This is a genomic window from Streptomyces sp. ME02-8801-2C, assembly GCF_033793965.1.
GTDB lineage: Bacteria > Actinomycetota > Actinomycetes > Streptomycetales > Streptomycetaceae > Streptomyces.
On the sequence record NZ_JARAXP010000029.1, the window covers coordinates 1 to 19,454 of the forward strand.

The following is a 19,454-nucleotide window of genomic DNA, read 5'->3' on the forward strand; positions in this document are numbered from 1 at the left end:
CATCGGCGAACGCCCCGTCAACGCCGCCATCCACCCTGCTGGCCTGCCCATCAACACCTCCGAGGACGAGGTGTTGCAACGACCAGTTGAATCCGCCCTGCGAGCCGGCATCTGAGTGATGCATCAACTCGCCCTTCCTGTAAGGGTGTTGGTCTCGGTCGCGCTGCCACAAGGCCATCTCGAGGGCGTCCAGGACGAGCCGTGTCTCCTTCGATGTGGCCGCTGACCAGCCGACGATGCGGCGGGAGAAGGCGTCCACGACGAAGGCGACGTAGACGACGCCGACGAACGAGGTGACGTGGGTGAAGTCGGCGCCCCAGCAGCGGTTCGGGGCGGGAGCGACGAAGTCGCGGTCCACGAGGTCCGGGGCCCGTTCCGCGCTCGCGTCGGGGATGGTGGTGATCACCTTTCTGCCGCGGACCGCTCCGCTGATGCCGAGTTCACGCATGAGGCGCTCGACGGTGCAGCGGGCCACCGCGACATCCTGGCGGTTCAGGTGCCGACAGATCTTCCGGGCACCGTAGACACGGTAGTTGGCCTGCCTCTGTGATCAGGGTCTTCAGTTCGGCGTCGCGGACGGTGCGGGCCGCGGGTGCGGCCTGACGTTTGTGGTGGGCGTAATAGGTGGAAGGGGCGATCTTGCAGTCGTGGTCGGTGAGGACCCGGCAGATCGGCTCGACGCCGCCGAAGCGGTCCTTGTGCTCGTCGATAAACGCTACGAGCGTGTGTGTGGCCGGTCGAGCTCGGCGATGCTCCTATATCAAGCAGCCACGTTCATGGGCGTTGAGGGCAGGGGGCTGAGGGGTTGGCCCAGGTCGGCTTGGTCGGCGAGCAATGCTCCGTAGACGCGGTCGGAGATGCGACGCCGCAGCAACCGCAGGGCCTCCGTCTTGGTCTTGCCGACGGTGAGCTGCTTTGCGAAGTAGGCGGAGCCTCCCCCTCTTTCGACGGGACCGATTCAGCCGCGCTGTGATGTGACGCCGATGTCACCAGGAAGCCTGCTGGGATCGCGGGACGTCTGCACTGCGATCCCTGCACGCGTGGTGCTGCTTCACGGCATGACATCGGGCGCTTCGACGGTAAACGTCACGACTTCGACTTCAGCCTCGGAGGGCAGGCCGGGATAGTGGCCCTGGAGCCCTTTCCTGAGCTGGTCGATGCTCGTGCCGTCATCGAGTCGAGCCTGTGCGGCGGTGAGGCGATCGAGGCGGTGGCGTTCGACGCCGGTGACGGTGCCGCTCAACGTGCGGTGGGCGTCGTCGTCCTCGAAGAGGAAGATTGCGGGACCCGGCGCGATCGGATCGTCATAGCGGACGGTGGACGTCTTCCGCCCCGTGGCGATGGCCTCGTAGTAGCGCTTGTTGAACCGGACCATCCGACGCGCATCCGCATCAGGGAAGAAGTAGGTGTCCGGCAGAAGCTTGCGAATGGGGCGCAGTTGCGGCCCATCGTCGGTTGGTACGGCGACGAAGACGTCAGGATGGAGATCGAGAAGCGCTTGGCGGCAGCGGCCGCACGGCGGGATGAGGCCGCGACCCTGATCTCCTGCGGCGGCGATCGTGGCGAGCGGGCCGGCTCCCGCTGCAGCGACGACACCGATTACGACGAGCTCGGCACACGGTCCGCCGGTGAAGTGGTAGACGTTGACCGCCTCATGGATTCTGCCGGCCGTGTCCATCGCCGCAGCAGCTACGGTGTGGTTCGGGTCACTTCCGAGGGCAGCGGCGAGCCGTTCCGCAGCCTCGATAACACGGCGCTCAGAGTCGAAGAGCTTCATGGAGACCATGGCGCCGACCCTAGGGCCCAGCCGCACTCCTCGACCCCAATTATTTTCGCGGGCCTCACTCGCACGCGGTCATTGGCTTGACATCGAGACCCGCATATTAAAGGCGTCCCACTCCGGCTCGTCCCGGACAACCTCAAGACCGGCGTCGACAAGCCCGACCTGTACGACCCGAAGATCAACAAGGCGTATGCCGAACTCGCAACGCACTACGGAGCGTTGGTCGATCCGGCCCGGGCGGCGAAGCCGAAGGACAAGCCGCGGGTCGAGCGGCCGATGCCCTATGTCCGCGACTCGTTCTGGCGAGGCCGGGAGTTCACCTCGATCGAGCACATGCAGGCCGAGGCCGTGACCTGGAGCCAGCAGGTCGCCGGGCGTCGGAAGTGCCGGCCGCTGGGCGGGGCCGCCCCGATGACCGTGTTCGACGCGTTGGAGGCGACCGAACTGCTGCCTCTGCCGCCGACTCCGTTCGTGCTGGCCCGCTGGTCGACGGCCACGGTCGGCCGGACATCCACATCAAGGTCGGCCGCACCCTCTACTCGGTTCCGTGGAAGCTGATCGGCCGCCGCGTCGACGTCCGCTCGACCGCCACGATGGTCCAGGTCTTCCACGACGGCCAGCTCGTTAAGACCCACGCAGCCCTTGACCAGGGAAAACGCACCGACAAGAGCGACTATCCGCCAGAGAAGATCACCTTTCAGATGCGGACGCCGGTCTGGTGCCGCAGCCAGGCGTCCGAGGTCGGCGACGCCTGCCGCGAAGTCGTCGACCAACTGCTGGAGGTCAATGTCCTCTATAGGCTCCGCGCTGCCCAGGGGGTCCTCGGGCTGCGGAAGAAGTACGGCGATACACGTCTGGAGGCCGCCTGCGCGAGGGCCATCGCGGTTGGCGACCCGTCCTACCGCACCATCAAGGGCATCCTCATCGCCGGCACCGAAACCGACCCCGAGCCCGAGCCCGAGCCCGAGACCAGCGGTGATGCTGGGGCTGCGGCCTTCCTGCACGGCCCCGCTCGGCTCTTCGCCACCGTCGCGACCCCCGACGCGACGGATGACGACCACGACGACCAGGTGCGCGACGAAGCCGAGGTGGAAGCCCGATGACCGTGATGGACGCCGCCCTGCGGGAGTCGCTCAAGGCCCTGCGACTGTCAGGCATGCTGGAGACCCTCGACGCTCGCCTCGCCCAGGCCCACGGAGGCGAGCTCGGCCACCTCGACGTCCTCCAGGTCCTCTGTCAGGACGAGATCACCCGCCGGGAGACAGTAGCGTTCCAACGGCGCTTGCAGCGGGCTAAGTTCGAGCAGCAGGTCACCCTTGAGGAGTTCGACTTCACCGCCTCCTCGAAACTGCCCGCCGCCCAGATCCGCGACCTGGGAGCCCTGCGCTGGCTCCACGCCGGTGAATCGGTCATTCTCTTCGGTCCCGTCGGCGTCGGCAAGACCCACATCGCCCAGGCCCTCGGCCACCTCGCCGTCCGCCAGGGCGGCCACGTCCGCTTCGCCAAGACCAGCCGCATCCTCGCCGACCTCGCCGGCGGCCACGCGGGCCGCACATGGGAGAAACGCGTCCGCGAACTCGTGCGCCCCGACGTCCTCATCCTCGACGACTTCGCCATGCGCCAGCTGTCCGTAGCACAGGCCGACGACCTCTACGAACTCGTCTCCGAGCGGCAGGGACGGTCTCTGATCACCACCAGCAACAGGGCGCCCAGCGACTGGCATCCCCTCTTCCCCAACCCCGTCGTCGCCGAGTCCCTCCTGGACCGGCTCATCAACACCAGCCATCAGGTGATCATGAACGGGCCTAGCTGCCGCCCGAACAAGCGGCCCAGGAAACCCACCGACAAGACCAAATAGGAAAAACCGGTGGACGTCGTCGGGATACCTGGCAGTAGAGGCGGTCGCTGGCGGTCCTTCACCCGGACGCGGCGTTTCGGCAATCAGTTTGGATGGCTGTGCCTCAAGCGCTCCGCAGTGGACGCGCGCTTGCCGGCCGCGGTCCCCATCGTGGCCGATGGGGCGCCGGTGGAGTGGGGAACTGCGTTGGTGCGGCGCGTCGCGGTTTCCCACGAAATCGGCCGCCTGTGCGTGGTGGGGTGCGCAGGTCTCTGTGTGCGTTCAGGTCTGGGGTACGCGGTCCAGCCGCCGGTCTCCTCCGGTGACCCACTCCGGCTCGGCCACCAGCAGACGGAGTTGCTCGTCCGCGAGGTCCACGTCGAGGACGTGGCGGAAGCCGGCGGCCTCGGCCTCCGCGAGGGAGTTCGGGCCGCAGTCCGAAACCGCGTGGACGACGCGCCGGCAGCGTGGATCCGCTGTCCACACGGCCTCCACCAGCATGCGGAGCGCGGCGGACGGAAGCCGACCCAACGCGCCCGAGGCGCCACGCACCTCCACGTCGTGGGCGCTGACCGGGTAGGTGTCCCGGAGACGTCCGGCCGCGCACCGTTCCACCTCCACCTCGACGTCGGTGTCCGTGCCCGGTCCGTGCAGGTGGAACCGGCCGGTGAAGCGAGTCCCCGCTGCCAGGACCACCCGCCAGCCGTACGGGGGGTCGAGTGGGGGCAGGGGCGGCACCGTGAGCACGTCAGTCCGCCTCCTTGGCGAGCCGCCGGATGACGCCCTTGTCCAGCTTGCCGGAGGCGTTCCTCGGGACGGCGCCGATGATCTTCAGGTGGCGCGGAAGCTTGTACTTGGCCAGGTGATCGGCCGCGTACGCGCGTACGTCGGCCAGGGTGATCGCCGACGGGTCCTCCGCGCTGATCACCGCCGCCACGGTCTCGCCCCACTCCGCGTCGGGAACACCGACGACGGCGACGTCCACCACTCCCGGCATCGAGGCGAGGACGCGTTCGACCTCGGCCGGGTAGACGTTCTCGCCGCCGCTGATGATCATGTCTTTGAGTCGGTCGACGATGTAGAGATAGCCGTCTTCGTCGAGGGTGCCGATGTCGCCGGAGTGGAACCATCCCTCCTCGTCGAAGGCCGCCCGGTCGGCAGCCGGGTTGTTCCAGTAGCCGGCCGTGACGTTCGGGCCGCGGACGACGATCTCCCCGGCCTCACCGGACTTCACCGGTTCGTTTGTCACCGCGTCGACCACACGGACGTCGGTGAAGGGCATGGGGATTCCGGCGGAGCCGAGCTTCTCCAGGGTGCGCTCCGCCGGCAGGTGGGTGGCGAAGGGGGCGGTCTCGGTCAGGCCCCAGGCCTGCTGGAGCAACACGCCGTGCTCGGCGTAGCGCTGGATGAGCGAGGGCGGCACCGGAGCGCCCGCCACCACCACCGCACGCAGCCGGCTCAGGTCCTGGTCGAAGAGTCCGGGTACGCGCTCCAGGGCGGCGAACATCTGGGCGACGCCGAACACCGAGTTGACGCGATGGGTGACCAGGTCGTCGGCGCACTGCTGCGGGTCGAATCCGCGGCGCACGACCACGGTGCCGCCGCGCACCAGTGTGCGCAGTACGAAGCTGTTGAGGGCACCCACGTGGAAGAGCGGAGCGGCAGCGTAGGTGACGTCGCCTCTGCGCGTGTCGAGGCGCAGTTCGACGTTGACGGCGTTCCACCAGATGTTGCCGTGGGTCAGGACGACACCCTTGGGCGTGCCGGTGGTGCCGGAGGTGAACATGAGCACCGCGGGGTCGTCGGCGTGCTTGACCACCACGGACGACGCGGGAAGGGCGGCCGCGATCAGCGACGACCACGGCTCCCAGCCGTCCGCACCCTCTGTCGGTACCTCCGTCGGTACCTCCGGGTCGTCGTCCACGAGCAGGAAGCGCCGCAGGCCGGTCTCGCCCCGCACGGTGTCGGCGATGTCCCGGTGTCCCTCCTCGCAGACGAGGGTCACCGCGGCGCTGCCGTTCAGGACGGCCCGCAGTTCCGGCTCCGCCAGCCGGAAGTTGACCGGGACGAACACGGCGCCCAGCCGGAACGCGGCCAGCATCGTCACCAGGAAGGCACTGCTGTTGAGGCCGAGATAGGCGACCCGGTCGCCGTCCCCCACCCCGCCGTCCGCCAGCACCGTGGTCAACCGGGCCGACTTCTCGTCGAGTTGGGCGTACGTCAGGTCGCCGCCCGCGTAACGGACGACGACGGCATCCCCGTCGTACCGCGCGTTGCGCGCGACGGCGGCCGCCGGATTGAGGCTGACGCGCAGTCCCGAGTTGGACGGGTGCGGTCTGGTCGCTTCAGGCATGCTCACGTACGGCTCCTCGTTGAGCGTCAGAGGTGGTCGCCGCCGGCGGCGTGCGCGAACCCGCGTACGCCGATGCCGCCGTCGGCAGAGATCGCGTGTCCGGTGATGGGGCCGCTCTGCGCGCGGGAGGCGAGCAGGACGTACGGCCCGGTGAAGTCGCGCGGATCGGTGCTGGAGTCGTGCAACGGGATCGGCATCGGCGGCGTGGCCGGGCCCTTCTTCGCGAAGGAGGCCCCGATCGAGCGGTCCGCGAGGGACAGGGACTCCGGGCCGCGCAGGTCGGTGTTCATGCCGCCGCACGCGACCCCGTTGACCCGGACCTTGGGGGCGAGTTCGTAGGCGAGTTCGCGCATCAGGCCGAGGCAGGCGTGCTTGCTCGCGGTGTAGAGGGGGCCGCCGCCGTTGACGTGGAAGGAGGCGTTGGACAGCGTCATCACGATGCTTCCGCGTGTCTTCACCAGCTCCCGCCAGGCCGCCTCCGCGGCGAGCAGATATCCCTTGACGTTGATGGAGAAGATCTCGTCGAAGGCCGTGTCGATTTCCTGGGCGCCGAGCCGGGTGAGCTGCCGCTGGTAGTCCCATACGCCCGCGTTGGTGACGAGCGTGTCGAGCTTGCCGAAGCGGTCGACCGTCTCGGCGACGGCTCGGTGCAGGGCGTCGGAGTCCCGCACGTCGCCGACAACCGCGTGCACGCGCGACGGTTCGGCGGCCGCGCGCACGACATCGTCCAGTTGGTCCGTGTCCCGGCCGAGGACGGTCACGGAGGCGCCCTCCGCGAGGAAGCGCTCGGCGACGGCACGGCCGATGCCCGAGCCGCCACCGGTGATCAGGGCGCTGTACCCATCGAGCCAGCTCACGGCCCCTCCCCCAGGAACCCGGCGACCAGCGTCTCGAACTCGTGCTGCCGCTCCAGCTGCACCCAGTGGCCACAGCGGCCGAACACGTGCAGCTGCACATCCCGGATCTGCTTGAGCATCAGCTGGGCTCCGTCGAGGGTGATCGTACGGTCGTCGCGGCCCCACAGCAGCAGGGTGGGAGCCTTGATCCTGTGCAGGTCCCGCCACAGCGGGTCCATGCCGCCGCGCTTGCCGAAAGCGGCGTTGTAGTGGTGGTAGAAGGCGATGTGGCTGTCGTCGAGGGAGGCCTCGTAGCGGGCGCGGACGACGTCCTCGCCGAACTGCTTGTGGTCGAAGACCATGGTGCGGATGAACGCGGCCATCTTCTTCTCGCTGGGCCCGCCGCCGTTGTAGTAGCGGAACATCTCCTTCTGGCCCTCGGTGGGCGTGGGGCCGAAGGGCAGCCAGCCGCCGCCGGGTGCCATCAGCACCAGGCGCGTGACACGCTCCGGGTACTGCTGGGCCATCGCGATGGCGGCGGCTCCGCCGAGGCTGTTGCCCAGCAGGTGGAAGGTGTCGATGCCGAGGGTGTCGAGGGCCTGGTGGAGGGCGTCCACGGTGATCTCGGTGATCGACCGCTCCTCCAGGTCCTCGGCCGTAGGGCGGTAACTGCTGCCGAAGCCGGGCTGGTCGGGGAGGACGACACGGAAGTGCCGGGCCAGGGCGGGGAGGTTCTGGTGGTAGTTGCTGACGCCGGAGGCGCCGGGCCCGCCGCCGTGCAGCATCACCAGCACGGGCCCTTCACCGGTCTCCGCCACAGCGATCTCACCCAGCGAGGTGGAGACGCGGTGCTGCTTGACGTCGAGGTTGAGGTCGGTCACGGGTGTCCCCATCAGATGAAGAGCCGGCGGGCTCAGAAGAAGGTCGAGATGTTCTTGGCCAGTAGGATGTTCTGGTCGAGCAGGATCGTGCGGCGGGCGACCAGAAGACGGCCTTCGCCGGTACGGCTCTCGCCCGTTCGGCGCAGGAGGTCGGTGCGGGAGCCGGCGAAGACGTTCTCCTCGCGCTCCAGCCGGTTGCGGTAGACCAGGAACGCCGAGCGGACCCACAGGTCGTCCTCGGTGAACCCGTCGTGCTCGCCGGGGTCGGCGTGGCGCACCATCACGTTGGTCACCAGGTGCCGCGTCCTCGACGGCGGGTCCTCGGCCCAGGCCATGCCGGAGTCGAAACGGCGGATGCGCCAGGCGAGGCTCTCCTTGGTCTCGTCGTAGAAGGCTGCCTCGCCCCGCGCGGCCACGGACAGTGCCTGCTGGCGGCGCAGCCGATTGGTGCGGGTGGGCATCCAGTAGTCGAGGTCGTCGGCGAGGAGGTCGAGCCAGTCGGCGTAGCGGCCGTCGTCGAGGAGGGCGGCCTCCTCGTAGTAGAACTGCTCGACCTCGAAGTGCGTGTCCCGGTCCGCGCGTGTCCCGGCGCGTGCGTGGGTCTGCTCGGTGCTCGTGCTCACGGTGTCATTCGATCCCTTCTCCGAGACGAAGCGGTACGGGCTGTTCCGCTGGGCGGCACGTCAGCCGCGCAGGAGGGCGCGGAGATTCACGCCGGGGTCGGCCAGCCGGGCGGGGTCGGCCGGGACGCGGCGGTCGATCATGCGGCGCGCGGCGCGTACGGCGGACGGGTCGTCGACCGCGGCCGCCGCGACGAGGAAGCCGTCGCGCAGGCCGAATACCGAGAAGGCGGGGTCGTCGAGGGAGCCGCGGAGGACGGTTTCGGTGGCGTCGTGCAGGTGGCCGACGGACTCGACGTGGTGTCCGTGGCGGTCGGTCCAGAACCACGGTGCGGTGGGCTCGGGGGGCGGAGCGCCGAGGAGGGTGGCCGCCGCCCGGGCGCCGTCGTGCTGGGCGGCCTCCCAGTGCTCCGTGCGCGGCAGCAGGACACCGTCCTGGCGGGTGCGTGCCGGGTCACCGACCGCGAGCACCGCCGGGTTGGAGGTGACCTGGGACGGGTCGACCACGATGCCGCGGTCCACCTCAAGCCCCGCGTCCTGGGCGAGTGCCGTGTTCGGCACCATACCGACGCCCAGCACGACCGCGTCGTAGAGCCGCGGTGCGGGTACGCCCTTGAACCTGGCCTCGATACCGCCGTGGCGGTCCGTGAAGGACTCCACGGCCGCCTGGGCGGTCGTGACGCGGTTGCGGGCGTGCAACTCGTGGAGCCAGACGGCCAGTTCGGGGCCGAGTACGGCGGTCAGGGGCGCGGCGACCGGGTCGACGAGGGTGACCTCGCAGCCGAGGCGTACGGCGGTGGAGGCGACCTCCGCGCCGATCAGTCCGGCGCCCACGACGAGCAGCCGGGCGCCGGTCGCGAGGGACAGACGCAGCCGGTCGGCGTCCTCGGCTGTGCGCAGTACGTGGACCCGGGAGCTGTCGATGCCCGGGATCGGTGGGCGGGCGGCGGCGCCGCCGGTGGCGAGGACGACGCGGTCGGCGGGAAGTCGCCGCCCGCCGACGAGTTCGACGGTGCCTTCGGCGGGCCGCAGTGCGACCACCGAGGTCCCGTTGACCAGCCGGACGCGCTGGTCGTCGTACCAGTGCGCGGGCTGGAGGGCGATCTGCTTGATGTCCTTGGCGCCGGACAGGAAGTCCTTGGACAGCGGCGGGCGGTCGTAGGGGAACTCGCCGGCGTCGACGAGGGTGATGTCGCCGTCGAAGCCGCCCTTGCGCAGGGCGGCGGCCGTGCTGACTCCGGCGATGCCGCCGCCGACGATCACGACAGGGCCGGTCATACGGCCGGTCACGGCGTCTGCCCCGGGAAGAGGTAGACCTCGCCGTCGCGGACCTCGACGCGGTGCGGGCAGGTGTCGCGGGTCGCGGGCAGGCCCTGGACCTCGCCGTTCTTCAGGCAGAACTTGCTGGAGTGCAGGGGGCACTCGACGTGTCCGTCCTCCACCCAGCCGTCGGCGAGGGAGGCGGTCTCGTGGGTGCAGGTGTCGTCGAGCGCCCACACGCTGCCGTCGGTGTCCCGCAGCAGGGCGATGTTGTCGGCCGTACCGGTGACCGCCCTGTCGACGGCGATGCCCTCGCCCTCGGGGATGTCGGCGAGGGCGGCCACCCGGATGCCGATGCCGTTGCCGATGCCGTCGCTCATGCCGTGTGCTCCTCGTGCCAGGCGGGGGTGTTCATCAGTTCGCGCCAGCGCCCGTAGAAGGCCCGGCCGGCGGCGTCGCTGTACAACTCGCTGGTCATGCCGGGGTGACGACCATCCTCACGTTCGGAGCCCATGCCCATCTGGTAGTTGAGGGCCACGCCGTTGGTGATGAACCCGTGCGAGACGGCCTGCACCTCGCTCCAGTTCTCGCCGTCGTCCTGCTCGAAGATGCCGCTGGGCCCGAAGGTCCGCAGGTTGTACAGGCGCTGGGCCTCCCGTACCTCCTCGGGCATGGACTTGTCGACGATCGTCCAGGCCCACACCTCCATGCGGTCCGGGCCCTTGGGGTGCCAGATCCGGATGGAGCCGTTGACCGGCAGATAGGAGAAGTTCGGGAAGACGGTCGCGTGGCCGTTCGTGAGCGGGCCCTCGACCCGGGCGTCGCCCAGGCGGGCGCGCAGGGCGTCGTAGTCCGTCCACTTGTGCACGGTCTGGGCGTCGAACCGGTTCTTGGGGTGCACGGGGAAGCCTGCCCCGTGGCCGCCTGCGTCGGAGTACTGGCGGCCGGTGCGGTGCACGACCTCTTCCTTGGGCTTCCTGCCCGGGGGCGAGAGCAGCATGAGCGCCGAGGCGTGGCTCATGTTGACGTGGTACCAGTCGGTGGCGAACTGCTCGGCCGCCAGCTTCCAGTTGCCCTCCAGCACCCACTTGTGGACCCCGCCCACCACGACGGTGCCCTCGTCGTCGTGGTCCAGCATCGCGTCCATGTACCAGGCCATGTCACCCAGCGACTCGCGCAGCGGCAGCGGATCGGGGTTCCAGGTGCCGAAGACCAGCCCGTGGTAGCTCTCCACGTGCGGGACCTCGACCAGGCTCCACTGCTCCTCGTCGAAGGAGTCCGGGTAGCCGACCTTGTTGGGCACGCTGACCAGCGAGCCGTCCAGGTTGTACGACCAGCCGTGGTACGTACAGGTGAAGTTACGGGTGGTGCCGAAGTCGGCGCGGCAGACGCGGGCGCCACGGTGTCGGCAGGAGTTGAGGTAGGCACGGATCCGGCGGTCCCGGTCGAGGGTGACGATGACCGGGTCCTCGCCCATGTACGTGGTGAAGAAGTCACCCGGCTTGTGGAACTGGTCGGTGTGCGCGAGGAACAGCCAGCTCGGCGCGAACACACGGCGCAGCTCCTGCCGGTACAGCTGTTCGTCCGTGAAGATCACCCGGTCCAGCAGCCCGCCCTCATTGTCGACGAGCCCGGAGACGTCGGTGGTGCGCGCCAGGTCTGCCGGGCGCCGCAGGTTTCCGCGCGGCGTCGCCGTCGCCGCGCCCTGGGGGTCGGTCGTGGAGGTCATGCCGTGTAGGCAACCGCAGTGCGGCGGGTGTTTCCACGCGTCGTTCCGCACGGCGGAACGCTCGCTGTCGGCAGACCGTGGCGGCGGGAGAGCGTGGCCGCATGCTTGCTGCAACCGCTGTCTCCCAGAGCGCGGCCGACCCGCTGTCCGGGCTGGTCGTAGGGGATGTCCCCAGGCCCGAACCCCGGCCCGGCTGGTCGCTCGTCCGCGTGGTCGCGTCGTCGCTCAACATGCACGACCTGTGGACGCTGCGCGGCGTCGGCCACCCGTCCGAGCGGCTGCCCATCATCCTGGGCTGCGACGCGGCCGGCTACGACGAGCAGGGCAACGAGGTCCTCGTCCACCCCGTCATCGCCGACACGGACGCCGGCCTGGGCGACGAGACACTCGACCCCGGCCGTGCCCTGCTGTCGGAGCAGCACGACGGCGCCTTCGCCGAGTACCTGACCGTCCCCACCCGCAATCTGATCCCCAAGCCGTCCTGGCTCTCCTTCGACGAGGCCGCCTGTCTGCCCGTCGCCTGGGGCACCGCCTACCGCATGCTGTTCACCCAGGCACGGATCACCGCGGGAGACCGGGTGCTCGTCCAGGGCGCGGGCGGTGGCGTCGCCTCCGCCGCGATCAAACTGGCCGTCGCCGCGGGTGCCGTCGTGTACGCCACCAGCCGCAGCGCGGAGAAGCGGGCGGAGGCCGAGGGCTGGGGGGCGCGGCTGGCCGTTCCGACCGGCGAACGGCTGCCCGAGCGGGTGGACGTGGTCGTCGAGACGGTCGGTGAGGCCACCTGGTCGCACTCGATGAAGGCCCTGCGGCCCGGCGGCACGATCGTGATCGCCGGAGCGACCAGCGGCACCAACCCGCCCGCCGACCTCGCCCGAATCTTCTACCTGCAACAGCGCATCGTCGGCTCGACCGGCTGCACCCGCAGCGAGCTGGTGTCGCTCCTGAAGCTGATGGACGCCACCGGCCTGCGTCCGGTGATCGACCGAACCCTCCCGCTGGAGGAGATCCACAAGGGCTTCCAGCTCATGATCGACGGGCGGCTCACCGGAAAGCTCGTCATCCACCCGCCCGCCCCGGAAGAAGGAGGACGGCGATGACCGCCGCCGCAGTGGGCCTGTCCCACTCTCCCCTCATCGGCAAGAACGACCCGGCGCCCGAGATCCTCGCCGCCGTGGACGAGGCCGTCGAGAGCGCACGAGCCTTCGTCCGCGCCTTCGACCCGGACCTGGTCGTGCTGTACGCCCCCGACCACTACAACGGCTTCTTCTACAAGGAGATGCCCCCCTTCTGCCTGGCCACCGACGCGCACGCGGTCGGCGACTTCGGCTCCACCGCCGGACCCCTCTCGGTCGACACCGACGCCGCCCGCGCACTCGCCCGCGGGGTCCTCGACCGCGGCATCGACCTGACCGTCTCGGCCCGCATGACCGTCGACCACGGCTTCGTCCAGCCGCTGGAGATCCTCTTCGGCGGCATCGACAAGATCCCCGTCGTACCGGTCTTCGTCAACGGCGTCGCCACCCCGCTCGGCCCGGTCAGCCGTATCCGGGCCCTGGGCAGCGCCCTCGGCGAGGCCGCCGCCGGACTCGACCGGCGCGTGCTCTTCCTCGGCTCCGGTGGCCTCTCGCACGACCCGCCCGTACCGGTCCTCGACGGCGCACCACCCCGCGTGGCCGACGCGCTCATCGAAGGACACCCGCCGACGCCGGAGCAGCGGGCCAGGGGCGAGCAGCGGGTCGTCCAGGCGGGCCGCGACTACGCGGCCGGATCGACGGCGATGATCCCGATCAACCCGGCCTGGGACAACCTCGTCCTCGACACCCTGGCCGACGGCCGCCTCGCCGACGTGGACGCCTGGAGCGTCGAGTGGATGGGAGCGGAGGGCGGCGGCTCCGCGCACGAGGTGCGCACCTGGATCGCGGCCTTCGCCTCGCTGGCCGCCACCGGCTCGTACCGCATGACCTCCCGTTTCTACACGCCGATCCCCGAGTGGATCGCCGGATTCGCCGTCGCCACCGCAGAGCAGGAGCCAAACCGATGACCGACCACGAGCAAGCCGTCACCCAGGCGGCGGACCGCCTCCTGGCCGCCGCCGACAAGAGGCAGCCGTGCGGACCGGTCCGTGACCTGCTGGGCAGCACGGACGTCGCCGGCGCCTATGCGGTCCAGCGCCGGCTCACCGAACACCGGCTCGCCGCCGGAGCCGTCGTCACCGGCCGCAAGATCGGCCTCACCTCACCCGCCGTACAGAAGCAACTCGGCGTCGACCAGCCGGACTTCGGCGTCCTCTTCGCCGACATGGACGTCTCCGCCCTCACCGGGGTACCGGCGACGCGGCTGTTGCAGCCGAAGGCCGAGGCGGAGATCGCCTTCGTCCTCGCCACCGACCTCGACGGCGACGACCTCGACCTGGCAGCCGTCCGCGCGGCCGTCGCGTACGCCTCTCCCGCCCTGGAGATCGTCGACAGCCGCATCGCCGACTGGGACATCACCCTCACCGACACCGTGGCGGACAACGCCTCCAGCGGCCTGTACGTGCTTGGTGATTCCCGCGTTCCGCTCAAGGAGTTCGAGCCGCGCGAGGCGACCATGCGGATGTACGCCGACGACGTCCTCGTCTCCGAGGGCGACGGCACCGCCTGCCTCGGCGACCCCCTCAACGCCCTGCTGTGGCTGGCCCGCACAGCTCGCGCGTACGGCGACCCCCTGCGCGCCGGCCAGGTCGTCCTCTCCGGGGCGCTGGGCCCCATGGTCGGCGTCGCCGCGGGCGTCACCGTCCGCGCGGAGATCTCCGGCCTCGGCACGGTCAGCGCCTCCTTCACCGACAAGGAGCCGTCGTGACAAGGACGAAGGTGGCCGTCATCGGCTCCGGCAACATCGGAACCGACCTCATGATCAAGGTCCTGCGGCTCTCCGAGACGCTGGAGATGGCGGCGCTGGTCGGTATCGACCCGGACTCCGACGGCCTCGCCCGCGCCCGGCGCCTCAAGGTGCCCACCACCCACGAGGGCGTCGACGGCCTCATCGCCATGGAGGGCTTCGAGGACATCGACATCGTCTTCGACGCCACCTCGGCAAAAGCCCATCTGGCCAACGCCGATCGTCTGAGGCCGTACGGCAAGCGCCTCATCGACCTCACCCCGGCCGCGATCGGACCGTTCGTCGTCCCCCCGGTCAACCTCGACGCCCACCTGGGCGCCGACAACATCAACATGGTCACCTGCGGCGGACAGGCCACCATCCCGATCGTCCACGCCGTCGCCCGGGTCACCCCCGTCCCCTACGCGGAGATCGTCGCCTCCATCGCCTCGAAGTCCGCGGGTCCCGGCACCCGTGCCAACATCGACGAGTTCACCGAGACCACCTCGGCCGCCATCGAGGCCGTCGGCGGGGCCGCACGCGGCAAGGCGATCATCGTCCTCAATCCCGCCGAGCCGCCGCTCATCATGCGCGACACCGTCTTCTGCCTGATCGGCGACGCCGACAACGACGCGATCCGCGCCTCGGTCACGGACATGGCGGCCGAGGTCGCCAAGTACGTCCCGGGCTACCGGCTCAAGCAGGACGTCCAGTTCACGCCCGTACCGGCGGACGAACCGGTGCACACCCTGCTGCCGCCCGACACGCCGAGGCCGACCACCAAGGTCTCGGTCTTCCTGGAAGTGGAGGGCGCCGCCCACTACCTGCCCCCCTACGCCGGGAACCTCGACATCATGACCTCGGCCGCCCTGCGCACCGCCGAGCGCATCGCCCGGCACGCACGACAGGGGGCCACGGCATGACCACCAGCACGACCAGCCTGTACGTCCAGGACGTCACCCTGCGGGACGGCATGCACGCCGTACGCCACCGCATCGCGCCCACCGACGTGGCCAGGATCGTCACCGCGCTGGACGCGGCCGGCGTCGACGCCATCGAGGTGGCCCACGGCGACGGCCTGGCGGGCGGCTCGGTGAACTACGGGCCCGGCAGCCACACCGACTGGGAGTGGATCGAGGCCGCCGCCTCCGTCCTCCAACGGGCCACCCTCACCACCCTGTTGCTGCCCGGCATCGGCACCATCGCCGAACTGAAGCACGCGCACTCCCTCGGCGTCCGGTCCATCCGCATCGCCACCCACTGCACCGAGGCCGACGTCTCCGCCCAGCACATCTCCACGGCCCGCGAACTCGGCATGGACGTCTCCGGGTTCCTCATGCTCAGCCACATGGCCCCGGCAGCCCAACTGGCCGAACAGGCAAAGCTGATGGAGTCGTACGGCGCCCACTGCGTGTACGTCACCGACTCCGGCGGCCGGCTCACCATGAACGACGTCCGCGAACGCGTCCGCGCCTATCGTGACGTGCTGGACCCGGAGACCCAGATCGGCATCCACGCCCACCAGAACCTCTCCCTGGCGGTGGCCAACTCGGTCGTCGCCGTCGAGGAGGGGGTCACCAGAGTGGACGCCTCCCTCGCCGGGCACGGAGCGGGCGCGGGCAACTGCCCGATCGAGCCGTTCGTCGCAGTCGCCAACCTCCAGGGGTGGAAGCACGGCTGCGACCTGTTCGCCCTCCAGGACGCGGCCGACGATCTCGTACGACCGCTGCAGGACCGCCCGGTCCAGGTCGACCGCGAGACCCTCACCCTCGGCTACGCCGGCGTCTACTCCAGCTTCCTGCGCCACGCCGAGGCGGCCTCCCGGCAGTACGGCGTCGACGTCCGCGGCATTCTCCTGGAGGTGGGTCGACGACGGCTGGTCGGCGGGCAGGAGGACATGATCACCGACATCGCGCTGGACCTGCTGGAGCAGGCGCCCACCGCATCCTGAGCCGAACGGGTCGCGGGTGCCGCGGGTGCGGATCGGCGGCGCGTCAGCGCCCCGAAAGGGGCGCGGGGAACTGCGCGACCAGCCCCCACCGACCTTCACCTGCGACCCGCGGCACCCTGCGGTGACCGTCGGCGGGAGCACGCATTCCCCGGCGCCCGCGCCGACTGACTCACCGGGTCACCGGCGTGCGTCAGCAGGCGTGACGCGCCCAGCCCTGCGACGCGGCGGCGGCGACCTGACGGACCTGGGCGCTCAGCCGCCGCATGTCGATCCGGCCATTCCGGCCGGCGACCGACAGGGCGGCCACCGCCCGCCCGCCGCGGCTGAGCACGGGAGCGGCGACACAGGCCAGGCCCGGCTGGTATTCCTCGTCGTCGAACGCCACCCCTGTACGGCGAATGCCGTCCAGCTCCGCGGACAGCTCATCGGGGTCGGTGATCGTGCGGTCGGTGAACCGCCGCAGCGGCTTGCTCATCGCCTGTTCGGCCGCGTGGAAGTCGTAGGCGAGCAGTACCTTGCCGACGGCCGTCGCATGGGCCGGGAGCTGCCCGCCGATCCGGGACGGAACAGACACGGACCGATGGCCGTAGAGCTTGGCGAGATAGACCACATGGGTGTCGTGGAGCACCGCAAGGTGAACCGTCTCCCGGGTCAGCTCGTACAGGTCGGTCAGAAAGGGCAGCAACGCGTCACGGACGCGCTCGGCCTCCGGCCCGTGCACGGCCTGTCCCAGGCGGTGCAGACGTTCACCGAGCCGGTATCCCGTGCCGTGGCGCTCCACGACGCCGTTGCGCTCCAGCATCCCCAGCACCCGGTACGCCGTCGTCTTGCTCATCTCCGCCCGCCGGGCGAGCTCGCTGACGCCGGCCCCGGCTGCGGACCGGTCACCGAGAGCAAGGAGAAGGCTGACGGCCTTGTCGATGGCGGCCCGATCGTCGCGGGCCGGTCCGGCAAGCGTCGTCGACACAGTGATTCACCTCGTCCCTAGAGACCGGCGTCACTTCTAGTGAACCGTCCGGCAACCTTTACGTGACAATGATGCGAACCGGCAAGGCGTTCGTCAATAATGACGAGATGCACATTAAAAGTGACACCTCGCTGCTCCGGGAGAACGAACTCGTCGCCCGCAACGTGCGGCGCTACCGGCTGGAGAGGGCCATGTCCCTCGGTGAGCTCGCCCGCCGGTCCGGACTGTCGAAGCAGACGCTGTCCAAGATCGAACAGAGCTCGGGAAACCCGACGGTGGAGACCCTGGCCCTCCTTGGGGCGGCACTGGACGTGCCCGCGCGCCGTCTGCTGACCGAGTGGGGAACACCGGTCTACGTGCAGCGTCACGACGAGGGCGAGTGGTCGACCGAGGCGGGCTGGAGCGAGCGTCTGCTGGACGAGACCTACGGCTCGGGTTACGTCCGGGCCCTCGTCCTACGCCTGGAGCGCGGTGGCACGACTCCCGAGACCGTGGCGCCGCACGCCGCCGGCACCCTGCACCACGTCTACGTGATCACCGGGAAGCTGCGCACCGGCCCCCTCAGTGAACCGGTGGACCTGGCGGCCGGGGACTTCGTCCGCTTCCCCGGAGACGTCCCGCACCGCCATGTCTGCCTCAGTGAGCGGGTCGTCGTCCACATGGTGACCACCGTCCCCCAGATCCGCCAGTTCGGCCCCACCGTCACCAAGGGCGTCACGACAGCGCCCCGCGACAACGGGTGACACCGCGACGAAGAGGCGGTCACGCGACCGCCAACGCCGCTCCAGCTCCCTCGATGGAGCGGGCGGGGGACTGTGAGGCAGGAACCCGCGGTGGCACCGGGACGGGGCCCCCCGGCTCGGGCGAAGCCGAGAGTCGGGGGAGGTGCGGACCGGAATCGTCCGCGTTCACGCAGGCAAGGGCGTCAAGTGGTCTCGCGCTGAATGAGGGCCAGGATGTCACCCGCGTCAGGCCCACTCGGCGCCGCCGGAGCCGGAGCCCCGACCGCCTCGAGGATGCCGGCGGTGAGGTTGCCGGCCGCGGTGGTGAGGTCCATCCCGATGGTGGTGAGGGCCGGTACGGCGAGTGAGCTGACGGGGAGGTCGTCGACGCCGATGAGTGCCAGGTCGTCCGGGATGCCGATGTGCTGGGTGCGGCAGCTCGCGAGGACGGCGAGGGCGATCAGGTCGTTGAAGGCGGCGACCGCCGTGACCGGGGTGGCGCCCTGCGTCCACTCAAGGACGGCAGCTCGGGCGCTGTCCCGCGAGTAGCGCATGGTGACCACCTGCGGTGCGGGCAGGCCCAGTTCGGCGCAGGCCAGGGTGGCACCCTGCAGGCGGGGGAGGCAGAAGGGGCGTTCCCTGGGGTCGTCCAGCCCGGCGTAGCCGATGTGCGTGTGCCCGAGTGCCGCGAGGTGCTCGATCTGCAGCCGTCCGATGTTCTCCTGGTTCAGCCCGGTCAGTCCGCTGCCGTCCGGGGTGAACACGCCGTCGAGCAGGGGGATTTCCGCCCGCTGCAGCGACTGCGCGTCAGCGGCCGACAGGCTGCCGAACGCGACCACCACCGCTGGCTGGACGTGCTGCCACAGCTCGGACAGCGGCGTGGCCGTCCCGTCGTGGTGCAGGAACACGCAGGTGTACCCGGCCTCGCCCAGCGACCGGCCGAGGGCCAGCTTGAACTGCTCCATGGCCTCCGCGACGGGGAAGTCCGGAACCACGCAGAGCACGACGTTGCTCCGCCCCTTGCGCAACGCACGGCCCGCCCCCGACGGTACGTAGCCGAGCCGGTTCGCCGTCTCCAGCACACGACGGCGGGTCTCGGCGGAGAGGCCGTGCTCGTCCCTGCCGTTGAGTACGAAGCTCACGGTGGTCTGGGAGACCCCGGCCTCTCGCGCCACGTCCTTGCTGGTGACTCTCGGCAATGTCCCTCCCCGAACCTCTTGCCTCACTTTCGGACACAGGCTACGGTACGGCCATTCGCGAATCTAATACGTATTAGATCGCAGCATCGGTCGCCGCAATGGCCTGTAGGGGATGGACGCCCCCGCACCTGATCTGCCCGAGCCGCCACCCCAACCGATCACCGTCTTCGTACGCGCCGACGGGGTGGGTCCACACGAGAGAGATCTGTCATGGACGACACGATCCCCGTCAGCAACGCCACGACTTCCGGCCGTGTTCCACCCGCCGCCGCTGATCCGGGCCGGTGACCACGGCGCTGCCGCGTCGCATCGCTTCGACCCACCCGAGCCCTGCTGCTCACGCAACGGACAGGGCCCTCACGCGCCCGACGCGGTTACCCCCGCCCGCGCCCTGACCGCCAGGTCCGGCCGACACCAGGTCCAGCGGACCGGCCGGCGACCACCAGCAGCCCTCGTG

General features: G+C 70.1%; 19 protein-coding genes and 1 pseudogene. 8 read left to right on the top strand and 12 right to left on the bottom strand.

Translation table 11 applies throughout. The features are described from left to right. Both PV396_RS42395 and PV396_RS42400 read right to left on the bottom strand, forming a co-directional pair. Positions 1–508 (bottom strand): DDE-type integrase/transposase/recombinase (locus PV396_RS42395; protein ID WP_319213748.1); only part of this gene is annotated, 508 nt, incomplete at its 3' end. Positions 509–1,051: 543 nt separating this feature from the next. Next, positions 1,052–1,786: an ASCH domain-containing protein gene (locus PV396_RS42400; RefSeq protein WP_319213711.1), complete on the bottom strand. Its 735-nt coding sequence runs from the start codon at positions 1,784–1,786 to the stop codon at positions 1,052–1,054. 102 nt (positions 1,787–1,888) lie between these two features. On the opposite strand from PV396_RS42400, the pseudogene PV396_RS42405 reads away from it, so the two are divergent. After that, positions 1,889–2,886: pseudogene (locus PV396_RS42405) on the top strand (Mu transposase domain-containing protein); the annotation flags it as partial. Next, a complete protein-coding gene (gene istB, locus PV396_RS42410; protein ID WP_319213712.1) occupies positions 2,883–3,641 on the top strand; it encodes an IS21-like element helper ATPase IstB in 759 nt (252 codons plus the stop codon). The pseudogene PV396_RS42405 and the gene istB, both read left to right, overlap by 4 nt. Before the next feature lie 261 nt (positions 3,642–3,902). On the opposite strand, the gene PV396_RS42415 is transcribed toward istB, so the two are convergent. Genes PV396_RS42415 through PV396_RS42450 form a run of 8 tightly spaced genes read right to left on the bottom strand, consistent with a single transcriptional unit; the run spans position 3,903 to position 11,299 of the window. Next, positions 3,903–4,367, bottom strand: coding sequence for a hypothetical protein (locus PV396_RS42415; protein ID WP_319213713.1), 465 nt, complete (start codon positions 4,365–4,367; stop codon positions 3,903–3,905). 1 nt (position 4,368) lies between these two features. Continuing rightward, positions 4,369–5,973 carry an AMP-binding protein gene (locus PV396_RS42420; RefSeq protein ID WP_319213749.1) on the bottom strand — a complete coding sequence of 535 codons (1,605 nt, stop codon included), beginning with the start codon at positions 5,971–5,973 and terminating at the stop codon, positions 4,369–4,371. Positions 5,974–5,999: 26 nt separating this feature from the next. After that, a complete protein-coding gene (gene hcaB / locus PV396_RS42425) occupies positions 6,000–6,830 on the bottom strand; it encodes a 3-(cis-5,6-dihydroxycyclohexa-1,3-dien-1-yl)propanoate dehydrogenase (RefSeq protein WP_319213714.1) in 831 nt (276 codons plus the stop codon). Further along, positions 6,827–7,690, bottom strand: a complete 864-nt coding sequence (locus PV396_RS42430; RefSeq protein ID WP_319213715.1) for an alpha/beta fold hydrolase — start codon at positions 7,688–7,690, stop codon at positions 6,827–6,829. The genes hcaB and PV396_RS42430 overlap by 4 nt, the downstream gene beginning before the upstream one ends. A gap of 32 nt (positions 7,691–7,722) precedes the next feature. Further along, positions 7,723–8,313, bottom strand: a complete 591-nt coding sequence (locus PV396_RS42435; RefSeq protein ID WP_319213716.1) for a 3-phenylpropionate/cinnamic acid dioxygenase subunit beta — start codon at positions 8,311–8,313, stop codon at positions 7,723–7,725. Between the two features lie 60 nt (positions 8,314–8,373). After that, the gene (locus PV396_RS42440; protein ID WP_319213717.1) at positions 8,374–9,600 is read right to left on the bottom strand and encodes an NAD(P)/FAD-dependent oxidoreductase; all 1,227 of its coding nucleotides are present in this window, start codon (positions 9,598–9,600) and stop codon (positions 8,374–8,376) included. Beyond that, positions 9,597–9,950, bottom strand: a complete 354-nt coding sequence (locus PV396_RS42445; RefSeq protein WP_319213718.1) for a non-heme iron oxygenase ferredoxin subunit — start codon at positions 9,948–9,950, stop codon at positions 9,597–9,599. Before PV396_RS42445 ends, PV396_RS42440 begins: the two co-directional genes overlap by 4 nt. Beyond that, positions 9,947–11,299, bottom strand: a complete 1,353-nt coding sequence (locus PV396_RS42450; RefSeq protein WP_319213719.1) for an SRPBCC family protein — start codon at positions 11,297–11,299, stop codon at positions 9,947–9,949. The genes PV396_RS42445 and PV396_RS42450 overlap by 4 nt, the downstream gene beginning before the upstream one ends. A 101-nt stretch (positions 11,300–11,400) precedes the next feature. Between PV396_RS42450 and PV396_RS42455 the strand changes: the two genes are divergently transcribed. Genes PV396_RS42455 through dmpG form a run of 5 tightly spaced genes read left to right on the top strand, consistent with a single transcriptional unit; the run spans position 11,401 to position 16,109 of the window. Next, positions 11,401–12,396 (top strand): zinc-binding dehydrogenase, encoded by a 996-nt coding sequence (locus PV396_RS42455; protein WP_319213720.1) that lies wholly within the window; start codon positions 11,401–11,403, stop codon positions 12,394–12,396. Then, entirely contained in the window at positions 12,393–13,340 is a 948-nt protein-coding gene (locus tag PV396_RS42460) for a 3-carboxyethylcatechol 2,3-dioxygenase (RefSeq protein WP_319213721.1), read from the top strand. The genes PV396_RS42455 and PV396_RS42460 overlap by 4 nt, the downstream gene beginning before the upstream one ends. Beyond that, positions 13,337–14,140, top strand: coding sequence for a 2-keto-4-pentenoate hydratase (locus tag PV396_RS42465; RefSeq protein WP_319213722.1), 804 nt, complete (start codon positions 13,337–13,339; stop codon positions 14,138–14,140). The genes PV396_RS42460 and PV396_RS42465 overlap by 4 nt, the downstream gene beginning before the upstream one ends. Further along, positions 14,137–15,081 carry an acetaldehyde dehydrogenase (acetylating) gene (locus PV396_RS42470; RefSeq protein WP_319213723.1) on the top strand — a complete coding sequence of 315 codons (945 nt, stop codon included), beginning with the start codon at positions 14,137–14,139 and terminating at the stop codon, positions 15,079–15,081. Before PV396_RS42465 ends, PV396_RS42470 begins: the two co-directional genes overlap by 4 nt. Beyond that, the gene (gene dmpG / locus PV396_RS42475) at positions 15,078–16,109 is read left to right on the top strand and encodes a 4-hydroxy-2-oxovalerate aldolase (RefSeq protein ID WP_319213724.1); all 1,032 of its coding nucleotides are present in this window, start codon (positions 15,078–15,080) and stop codon (positions 16,107–16,109) included. The genes PV396_RS42470 and dmpG overlap by 4 nt, the downstream gene beginning before the upstream one ends. A gap of 190 nt (positions 16,110–16,299) precedes the next feature. On the opposite strand, the gene PV396_RS42480 is transcribed toward dmpG, so the two are convergent. Next, positions 16,300–17,076 (bottom strand): IclR family transcriptional regulator, encoded by a 777-nt coding sequence (locus PV396_RS42480; protein ID WP_319213725.1) that lies wholly within the window; start codon positions 17,074–17,076, stop codon positions 16,300–16,302. A gap of 107 nt (positions 17,077–17,183) precedes the next feature. On the opposite strand from PV396_RS42480, the gene PV396_RS42485 reads away from it, so the two are divergent. Beyond that, complete coding sequence (locus PV396_RS42485) at positions 17,184–17,819, top strand: XRE family transcriptional regulator (RefSeq protein ID WP_319213726.1); 636 nt, start codon at positions 17,184–17,186, stop codon at positions 17,817–17,819. A gap of 182 nt (positions 17,820–18,001) precedes the next feature. On the opposite strand, the gene PV396_RS42490 is transcribed toward PV396_RS42485, so the two are convergent. Continuing rightward, on the bottom strand, positions 18,002–18,997 hold the full coding sequence (locus tag PV396_RS42490; RefSeq protein WP_319213727.1) for a LacI family DNA-binding transcriptional regulator: 996 nt from the start codon (positions 18,995–18,997) through the stop codon (positions 18,002–18,004). Positions 18,998–19,454 lie beyond the last annotated feature (457 nt).